The 9,161-nt window shown below is 50.6% G+C and carries 7 protein-coding genes; 1 reads left to right on the top strand and 6 read right to left on the bottom strand.

All coding sequences use genetic code 11. The features are described from left to right. Positions 1-227: 227 nt before the first annotated feature. The 5 genes from E1189_RS18720 to E1189_RS18700 are packed head-to-tail and all read right to left on the bottom strand — an operon-like array spanning position 228 to position 5,017. Positions 228-992, bottom strand: a complete 765-nt coding sequence (locus E1189_RS18720) for a SapC family protein (RefSeq protein ID WP_155162348.1) — start codon at positions 990-992, stop codon at positions 228-230. A 4-nt stretch (positions 993-996) separates the two neighbouring features. Beyond that, positions 997-1,947: a radical SAM protein gene (locus E1189_RS18715; RefSeq protein WP_155162345.1), complete on the bottom strand. Its 951-nt coding sequence runs from the start codon at positions 1,945-1,947 to the stop codon at positions 997-999. 22 nt (positions 1,948-1,969) lie between these two features. Further along, positions 1,970-2,818, bottom strand: coding sequence for a hypothetical protein (locus E1189_RS18710; protein WP_155162343.1), 849 nt, complete (start codon positions 2,816-2,818; stop codon positions 1,970-1,972). Position 2,819: 1 nt separating this feature from the next. Then, positions 2,820-3,605 carry a hypothetical protein gene (locus tag E1189_RS18705; RefSeq protein ID WP_155162342.1) on the bottom strand — a complete coding sequence of 262 codons (786 nt, stop codon included), beginning with the start codon at positions 3,603-3,605 and terminating at the stop codon, positions 2,820-2,822. A gap of 2 nt (positions 3,606-3,607) precedes the next feature. After that, entirely contained in the window at positions 3,608-5,017 is a 1,410-nt protein-coding gene (locus tag E1189_RS18700) for a TolC family outer membrane protein (RefSeq protein WP_155162340.1), read from the bottom strand. 372 nt (positions 5,018-5,389) lie between these two features. Between E1189_RS18700 and katG the strand changes: the two genes are divergently transcribed. Next, a complete protein-coding gene (gene katG, locus E1189_RS18695) occupies positions 5,390-7,609 on the top strand; it encodes a catalase/peroxidase HPI (RefSeq protein ID WP_155162337.1) in 2,220 nt (739 codons plus the stop codon). On the opposite strand, the gene E1189_RS18690 is transcribed toward katG, so the two are convergent. Beyond that, positions 7,610-9,157 carry a hypothetical protein gene (locus tag E1189_RS18690; RefSeq protein ID WP_155162335.1) on the bottom strand — a complete coding sequence of 516 codons (1,548 nt, stop codon included), beginning with the start codon at positions 9,155-9,157 and terminating at the stop codon, positions 7,610-7,612. Between the last annotated feature and the right edge of the window lie 4 nt (positions 9,158-9,161).

Genomic DNA, 9,161 nt, shown 5'->3' with positions numbered 1-9,161 from the left:
GCCGGTGAGCTAATCGAGAGTCGGCTCGAGACCGATTCAACATCCCTCTTCCTGCTGCCAATACACTGTGCTTAAAGCGTGACAGTGTGCTCTGGGCTGCTGCCGGAAATGGGTAGGCCATATATGCGCTTCCGTGTTCTTTTATTCGATTTATTATTAGCGTCAGGCAACTTCCCTACTGCGACACCGACTCTCTACGTATCATCAGGAGTCTGATAGATCGCGTACTAAGCAGGTACGTCTTCTGACTTAACGTAGCCTTCATCCTTGGTTTTATCAGCCACCATCTCCAACATGCGATTGAAGTTCCGCATGGATTGCAGATGGATATAAATCAGCTCCAGAGCATCTGTGTTGTGCAGCTCTTCCAGCTGCTCAGCGGGCAGCGCCTTCAGTTTTTCACGGTTGACCGCCATAAAGCCGGTCAGGGTCATTTTTTCACCGTCAGGCTGAGTAAACTGGGCGCCCATGGGTTCCAGCAAATCCAGCTCTTTCAACTTGGCACAGAAGTTACGGGTACGATTGAAGTGCACCTGATACTCCTTCAGGAAGGCCAGCACGTTATCGAGGTACTGGGTCTTTTCACCCTCAGCATCGAACAGACGCTCCCCTGCGCCCTCTTCGTTACAACCGGTATAAGACTCATCCAGACACAGGGTAAAGTTCGCACCATCGTCGGAGCTGGAGAAAACAAAGGGATAACGACGCAGGAAGGCTGGCACATAGCGTGACGTCATCTGACCTTCGTCGTTCAGGTAGAGATTTTCCTGCTCCCGCACTCCGAGAATCACCACCGGCATAATCTGATCATCCTGACCGGTGAAAACAATACTCATATCACTGGCAGCGTTGGGGAATTCCACCGCCATCAGTGGCAGGGAGTTTACATCCCGGCAAAATTCGAAATCGGTCAGCCGTTTGATAGACCAGTTTTTATGACGCTGGCTGGATACAGGCTGAACCTGGCTGTAAATCAATAACTGTTTGGCCATGCTGTTATACCTCTTTCTGCTCTTCCCAGGGTAGGTTTGTTGGAGCTATTGCTGCACCGACAGGGCTGAGAAGTGACTTTTCCCAGCCGTATTTCTTGATATAGGCACTGTTCAAACCAAGGCACTGCTTAGAGTGGCACTGCTCCTGGTAAGTGCACTGGTAAAAACCATTGCGCATAAACTCATCCCAAAAGGCCGGGTCGATATGCAATTCTGGCTGATCATTCATCAGCACGTCTGACATATCTCCCAACATACACTCCGGGAAGTTCTTTACCTCAACACTGCGCCCCTGCTCCCAGGCTTTAGCGATAGCCGCTTTCAGGTAAGGCAGGGTTTGAGCATGGGGCACCAACAAATCTTTTTCATCGGTTTCCTGCATTGGCCAATACGCCCAGAATTCCATTTGCTGCAGCCGTTTAAGGTGGCTCAGACTGGCAACCAGTTCTGGCAGCAACTGATAACTGCTGGCAGTAACCACAGTATTGGTCAGTAGTGATACATGACCAAACGAGTCCAGATAACGCAGCCCTTGCATCATCCGGTCAAACGCACCAATCATGCCGGTTATACGGTCATGACTCTCGGCATCGCTGCCAGCCACACTGACGAAGAACTCATCAATCCCGGCATCCAGCAAAGTGTCGCAATAGCTTTTCTGATGAAGGTGCATGCCGTGGGTTTGAATGCGCACATGCTGAAAGCCAGCCTCTTTGGCCTGGCGGGCCAGTTCTGGCAAATCCTTACGAAGAGTAATTTCCGAGCCTGTAAGAATCAGCCCTTTCCATTGTTTGTGTTCACGGTTAAAAGTGAGAATCTCGTGAAAGCGTTGCAGGGTTTGGGGAACAAGACGATCCATTGTGCCCTCAATCATGCAGTGTTCACACTTGAGGTTGCACCGAAACTCCATGGTCACGGAGACATAATCGTTATTATTGAACTGCCCTGTTTTCATGTTCCTTTAGAGCACCCCGCTTCTAAAAAACACCGTAGTAGGCGCACTTTGTAATTATTATTCTGTTGTCTGTCATCGTATAATCGAATCCCACATCGAACAACAAATGACGGAAAAATTCTCTATTAAGATAAACATAAGCAACATGATTTGCTGAAAACTTCACCACACTTAAGAAAAACAACAGCTGCTCGACAGTAATTCGGGAAAAGTAAACACCGTCGCTTAAACGCTTATTAGCGATCACCGCCGTCTGACAATCCATGAGCTCCGGCCACAATACTTGCTCCGGGCGAAAGTGCTGCCAATCAAGATGCACCGAGCTGGTGAGCTTGGCGTAAACATCATCCCGCTCGTTTTTCATATCAAAAAAGCTGTAGAGATTATCGAAGCGCAGGCCATTGGCATTCAAACAGTAACTCATACCCGACGACACCTGACTGCCAGCATTGCCAATATAAATATTCACTTCTTCCAGAGTGTGACGATTCACCAAAGTGTCTCGCTCAAGGTCAATGGAGAACATAAAGTAGGGGCTACTTTCATTCACTTTCAAATCACAACGAAACCAGGGAGAAAGAATCTCAATGAGCCGGGAGGCAGACACGGCACGTTCAAGGCGCTGATAATCATAAAAATACAGTTCCCAGCTCAATCCCTGCTCTGACTGCTTGATACCCCACACCGTCTGGAAATCACCAATCTCCTTACGAATAACCTGACAAAGTTCGATCAGGTGTTCAGCACCGGCAAGACGAAAGGAGTTATACAACAGATTAACGGAACGCAGCCGAGCACTCTGCGGCACCAGTGGCTCATAAGGCCACAGGCAAAAATCAAGACAGGGGTCATCAGCCTGAGCGTATTCCATACTATCGCGCCTCAATACCAAAATAGAGCGTCACAAAGGGCTTGCCGTCGCTTTCCAGGCCAGTTGAAATATGCCCCAGCTCGCAGCTCTGATTATCCACCAGCCAATTTTTCAGCCGTGAACTGTGAATATGAAAGGCAGAGCCAAGCTGGTACACATCATCAGCAATATCTGCCAGCGTTAATTCCGCGTCATAAAGATTGAAATCATAAGAGTGTCTGCCGGTATCAGGCTCTGTGACCTTCAGGCACATAATATTTTTGAGTGCTGCCCGTTTAAGTACACGATCAACAAATATCACAGCGGGAGAGCTGAAGCCTTTAAAAACACGAAGGAGGTTTTCAGTCAGCGATTCGGGGGAAGATTCAGGAAGAAGCCAATAGTCGTTAAATGCATGCTGACTGGAGTCGTAAGGGTTCCACTTCAGCGAATGGTGAACTTTCGCAGCTTGAAGCAGAGGGCCTGCCTCCATCAATTCCCGTATCTGCGAAGCGAACTCCAGATAGAGTTTACAGACCGTCTTCTCTCCGCCTTCATAGCCAAAATGAACAACATCCGTTTCAGGCAGAGCATTCAGACATGACTGCAACGCCTCGGCTGGGGCCTGCAACTGCTCACCAAGGCGGAGCAACCCTTGTTCAGGATCGGAACCGAGAGAGAGTTTATGAAGACTCATCAGCCAGCGATCGTCCACCAGCTGACCTGAGCGTAATTTCATAGAACGCTCAAACCCATAAGGTTCCTCAAGAGAGGTAACGAACTGCTCGATCACGGGAGCGGCGAGCATACTTACTCCACGGCCAGTAATTCGGCATCCTGAAAATCAGACAACAGCGTTACACCGCCGCTGATTTTGCCCAGAAAACCATTCACCTGCTCGAGATCGGCGGCAGAAAGCACACCCACCGCACGTTTCAACCGCAAGGTGTTGAGGATATAACCGTAACGGGCCCGTGAATATTCACTGCGAGCCAGAAACAGATCACGCTCTGCATCCAGCACCGCTAAACTGGTCGTAATGCCGGACTCAAAACCAATACGCTTTGCCTGTACTGCCAGCTCGTAGGATTCCACAGACTTTGCCAGAGAGTTCACCTTGGCAATATCTGTGTTCACTCCGTCAAAGGCCGAGAGCGTTCTGCGCTTCACAGCCCGCTGTTCTAACGACAACTCTTGCATAGTACGGCTGAGAAGGTCAGTGGCTGCTCTTACCCGAGACGATACAAGGCCACCGGAATAGATCGGTACATTAAGCGACAGCGTTGCCGTGGTGGAACTCACTTCACTACCACCACCATAGAGAGAACCTTCCGTCGCGTTATTGTTGTAACTGAGGTTGAGGTCCAGTGTAGGGTAATGGCCGCCCTTCAGGCTCTTCACCTCTTCACGGGCAGCATCCACATTGCTGATGCGGATTTTAATCTCCGGATTGTATTCCAGCGCGGTTGCAATCCATTCGGATGATTGTGCAGGTTGAGGGCCGGGCATGGCCATATCCTTCTTAAGCAGAGCCAGAGAGGCTGGAGTTTCCCCAGTCATTTCTCCGATCATTTCCAGACTGTCTTTCAATCGACTGCGGATTTCCAGCCCCCGGGCTTTGGTTTGCAGATAGCGCGCTTGGGCATCAAGGAAGTCGGTTTGCCGCGCCAGGCCATCTTTGCGCTTAGCTTCGATAAGTTCAAAGTGTTGCTGAACAGATTTTTCTTCAGCCTGGATATAACTGTGCTCTTCATAAACGGCGAGAGCCGCAAAATACGCCTCAGCAGTGCGCAACAATAACCCCTGCTCTACAACATTCAACTCTGCTTTATAACTTTCATTACGAGACTCTGCCTGACGCAACCGTGCCCAGTTGGCGTAACTGTATACAGACTGATCAATGGAAAGTGTGTATTCCGTGGTGGGATATTTGGTTGAGCCGGAACCAAACACCTGATTATCAGAGCTTTTAATTTCTTGCTGGTTTTCGGTACGGCTGGCATCAAACGAGATGGTAGGAAGAAGGTTGGCACGTGCCTGAATATAGCCTTCCTGATCTGCACCATATTTATGAACACCGGCTAAATAAGCGGGATCATTTTTTAAGGCAAGCTGATATATATCAATAAGACTGTCGGCTTGAGCGATGCCTGAACTCATCAGACAAAAGCCTAACGCTTTCACATAAACTGCAAACTCAGGCTTTTTTGTAATTATCATTAGTAACCCAGCCTTTTCTGTGGCAGTAAAATTTACTGTTTAATTATCTTTAGACCTGTCATTTCACTTTTATAAAATCCTTTAACAACAAATACAAGTACGCACGTCCTATAATTACGGGCTTCATGGTCATACAGACAGAGGAAGAAGATACAAAGCCCAGAAAGCCAAATGCAATTTATTCCGACCAGAGCATAAGCCTTTACGAAATACAGTGACAATTATGCCATGTTCAATACAACCGCCAACAAGATAGCTTTCGGTCTAATATGCCTATCAACCCGATATAAAAATCTTATTCTTCAATCAACAGTCGTTTAGGTATAACTAGCAGGGTTTCCACCTAACCACTACGTATATAGAGAATTGTGTATGACAACTGAAAGCAAATGCCCCTTCCATAATGGTGGAAGTAGCAACAGCAATACCACGACCGGCAAAGGCACCAACAACCGTGACTGGTGGCCTAACCTTCTCAATCTGAATATTCTACGACAGCATTCATCTTTGTCCGATCCGATGGGCGACAGCTTTGATTACGCCAAAGAGTTCCAGAGCCTCGATCTCAAAGCAATCAAAGAAGACCTCTATGCCCTGATGACCGATTCCCAGGACTGGTGGCCTGCGGACTATGGCCACTACGGCCCGCTGTTTATCCGCATGGCCTGGCACAGTGCCGGCACTTACCGTACAGGCGATGGCCGTGGCGGCGCATCCACAGGTACGCAACGTTTTGCGCCACTTAACAGCTGGCCTGATAACGGCAACCTGGACAAAGCCCGTCGTCTGCTGTGGCCCATCAAACAAAAGTACGGCAAGAAAATTTCCTGGGCAGACCTGATGATTCTCGCAGGTAACTGTGCGCTGGAATCCATGGGTATGAAAACCTTTGGCTTTGGCGGTGGCCGTACTGATGTGTGGGAAACTGAACAGGATATTTACTGGGGCACAGAAACCGAGTGGCTGGGAGACAAGCGCTACAGCGGCGACCGTGATCTGGAAAACCCCCTGGCTGCTGTGCAGATGGGTCTGATCTACGTAAACCCTGAAGGCCCTAATGGTGTGCCTGATCCAATGGCAGCCGCCAAAGATATCCGTGAAACCTTCGCCCGCATGGCAATGGACGACGAAGAAACTGTAGCCCTGATTGCCGGTGGCCACACCTTTGGTAAAACCCACGGTGCAGGCGACCCCGACCAGCACGTTGGCCGCGAGCCGGAAGGTGCGCCCATGGAGGAACAGGGCCTGGGGTGGAAGAACACCATGGGCAGTGGCAAAGGTGGTGACACCATAACCAGTGGCCTGGAAGGTGCCTGGACTCCGACTCCCACCAAGTGGGATAACAGCTTCTTCGAAACGCTGTTTGGTTACATGTGGGAAAAGACCACCAGCCCTGCTGGCGCTGTTCAGTGGAAGCCTGTAGGCACCTCCGCAGACAACACGGTACCCGATGCCCACGACCCATCCAAAAGCCACGCCCCCATGATGGCGACAACCGACATCGCACTGTGGGTTGACCCGGCTTATGAAAAAATCTCCCGCCACTTCCTGGCCAACCCTGATGCCTTTGAAAAGGCCTTTGCCCGCGCCTGGTTCAAGCTGACCCACAGAGATATGGGCCCCCGTGCACTTTACCTCGGTGAAGAAGTGCCCAGCGAAGAGCTGATCTGGCAAGACCCGGTTCCAGCCGTTGACCATTCTCTGGTTGATGAGCAGGACATTGAAAAGCTGAAGAAAGAAGTATTCGCAGCAGGCCTGACGGTTTCCCAGCTGGTGTCTACAGCATGGGCTTCCGCTTCCACTTTCCGTGGTTCCGACAAGCGTGGTGGTGCTAACGGTGCACGCATTCGCCTGGCTCCTCAGAAAGACTGGGAAGTTAACCAGCCTCTGCAGCTGGCAAACACTCTGGAGGCGCTGGAGAACATCGCGAAAGAGTTCAACGACTCACAAACCGACGGCAAGCGGATTTCCCTTGCGGATATGATCGTGCTTGGTGGTTCTGCGGCCGTGGAAGTGGCAGCGAAGAATGCCGGTTACGCTGTAGAGGTGCCATTCAGCGCCGGACGTACCGATGCGACTCAGGAACAAACCGACGTAGTGTCCTTCGCTGTGCTTGAACCTGCCGCCGATGGTTTCCGTAACTACCAGAAAACCCGTTACACCGTATCCACCGAAGATCTGCTTGTGGATAAAGCCCAGCTGCTCACCCTCAGCGCTCCGGAAATGACAGCACTGATCGGTGGCCTGCGGATGCTGGACACAAACGCTGATAACAGCAAGCACGGCGTGTTCACTGAGAAGAAAGACACCCTCTCCAATGATTTCTTTGTCAATCTGCTGGATATAAGCACTGCCTGGAAACCAGTGGATGAGCACAGTCAAACCTTCGAAGGCACAGACCGCACGACAGGTGCCCACAAGTGGACAGCAACCCGTGCCGATCTGGTCTTTGGCTCCAACTCTGAACTGCGTGCTCTGGCAGAAGTTTACGGCAGCGCCGACGGTGAACAGATGCTGGTGCATGACTTTGTGAAAGCCTGGACCAAGGTGATGAACCTGGATCGTTTTGATCTGAAGTCACAGGCTGTTTAACTAGCGAGCGAGGCGAGCGGCTATGCGTAGTGCACCATAGGCCGCTGCGCCAATAAAGGCTGATGTTCCCATAGCATTTACTGTGTTCCAGAACATCGGCCAGTAGCTTCTGACATTCACATTGTCGGGGGTTGTGAAACCCACATTCAGGCTTTTGCTGGAATAGTGCCCACTTTCATAGCGGCTTGGGCTGAACCATCCTCCTCCCGCGTAAAACCGGCAATCCCAGGCCTTGGGGTCATCCTCACAGGCCTGATGATAGATCGCCAATCCCCGCTGATACACCGTTAGCCGTAACTCGTAGTCTGTTCCCGGGCTGGGCATATTCTCATAACTGAGTTGTTCAGCCGGAAGCAGCAGACGCGCCGGGTAATAAACGAACCAGGGTATGTAGTTGCGATAAAGATTCTTTCTTGGATCTACACTGTTTGTTGCCAGCATCAACTCCCATAATTGGGAACGGCGAACACTTTGATTCTCTGACAATGCATTCAGAGTTTGTCTGGTAGCTCCGTCTTGTTCCACATAGATCGTATTGCGTGCAACAGGCCAGCCAAAGCCGGATTTATCGTAAAGCTGAATACGCACCCGGATGTTCTTGAAAATATCGTTTGAGTCGCGGGCAAACTCATTCAGGCTGGCTGAGGAGTAATCCTGTACCCGAAAAACGGCAGGATAAGCTTTATCTTGCCACTCCAGTGGTGGAAGCCTTTCCCCATCAAACGACTCCGGTAGTGAGAAGGCATTGCCGGAGCGGGACTGAACGCGACCATTGGAGGTCAGGACAAAGTCCACGTGGTAGTTGCTGTGCTGACGGCACACAAATCCATCTGTTGCAGAGTTTGTGGTTACGTAGTTATTACGAGGCTCTCCTACCGACAGCTTTGGCAAGAGACGTGCGGAGTGGAAATACCCCACACCATTATCCACCGTCACCTCTTCCTCTTCACCGGGCAATAAGTCAAAGCCATTGGCGAGCCGGGCAAGGTATTCATTGTTGCCTGCATCAATACGATGGTAATCCACGCTGTAGGTCAGAGCCTCATGGCTGCAGTGCTCCACTTCAGAGACTGTCACATCGAGATAACAGGTGCGCGGCTCTTTGCGGCAAGATTCTTCTGACTCGCCATCCTTGTTTGTCGTTGTACGACACACTTTATCGGAGCCACAGGCAAAGCTGGTCACCAGCTGACAGTCCTCCCATGACCAGTGTAAATAGGCGCTGTACTTCACTGTTCCGCTCCACTGGGGAGCGGGCAGTGAACGCAGCATCTCTTTTGCGGCAGCAGGGTCTGTGTTGTGCAAATCTCGCCATTCCTCTTCATCAAAGGGAATGGGGCCTCGCGTATAGGCACTGCTGCCGCTGTCGCATTGCAGCTGTTCGCTGATGAAATTGCGGGTTTTGTGAGCGGGTATCACCAGGCCCTGACAATATGCACTGGGGCGACTGGCTTCCCAGCGCTTCTCAACACAAAAGTTGTCATACCCGTAAGACCTGAAAGCAATTCCCAGAGCCAGCCACAGGCATGCTCTTAAAAAGATGTTCATGACG

Origin of the sequence: Parendozoicomonas verongulae, assembly GCF_009711465.1 — a bacterium.
Taxonomy (GTDB): Bacteria; Pseudomonadota; Gammaproteobacteria; order Pseudomonadales; family Endozoicomonadaceae; genus Sansalvadorimonas; species Sansalvadorimonas verongulae.
Note: the sequence above shows the minus strand (reverse complement) of the source record. Positions and strands in the feature narration are given on the sequence as shown.

What these genes read in the sequence shown, in the direction of transcription:
- E1189_RS18700 (WP_155162340.1), bottom strand. Translation starts at nt 5,017, where the DNA reads ATGATAATTACAAAAAAGCCTGAGTTTGCAGTTTATGTGAAAGCGTTA.
- E1189_RS18690 (WP_155162335.1), bottom strand. Translation starts at nt 9,157, where the DNA reads ATGAACATCTTTTTAAGAGCATGCCTGTGGCTGGCTCTGGGAATTGCT.
- E1189_RS18705 (WP_155162342.1), bottom strand. Translation starts at nt 3,605, where the DNA reads ATGCTCGCCGCTCCCGTGATCGAGCAGTTCGTTACCTCTCTTGAGGAA.
- E1189_RS18715 (WP_155162345.1), bottom strand. Translation starts at nt 1,947, where the DNA reads ATGAAAACAGGGCAGTTCAATAATAACGATTATGTCTCCGTGACCATG.
- E1189_RS18720 (WP_155162348.1), bottom strand. Translation starts at nt 992, where the DNA reads ATGGCCAAACAGTTATTGATTTACAGCCAGGTTCAGCCTGTATCCAGC.
- E1189_RS18710 (WP_155162343.1), bottom strand. Translation starts at nt 2,818, where the DNA reads ATGGAATACGCTCAGGCTGATGACCCCTGTCTTGATTTTTGCCTGTGG.
- katG (WP_155162337.1), top strand. Translation starts at nt 5,390, where the DNA reads ATGACAACTGAAAGCAAATGCCCCTTCCATAATGGTGGAAGTAGCAAC.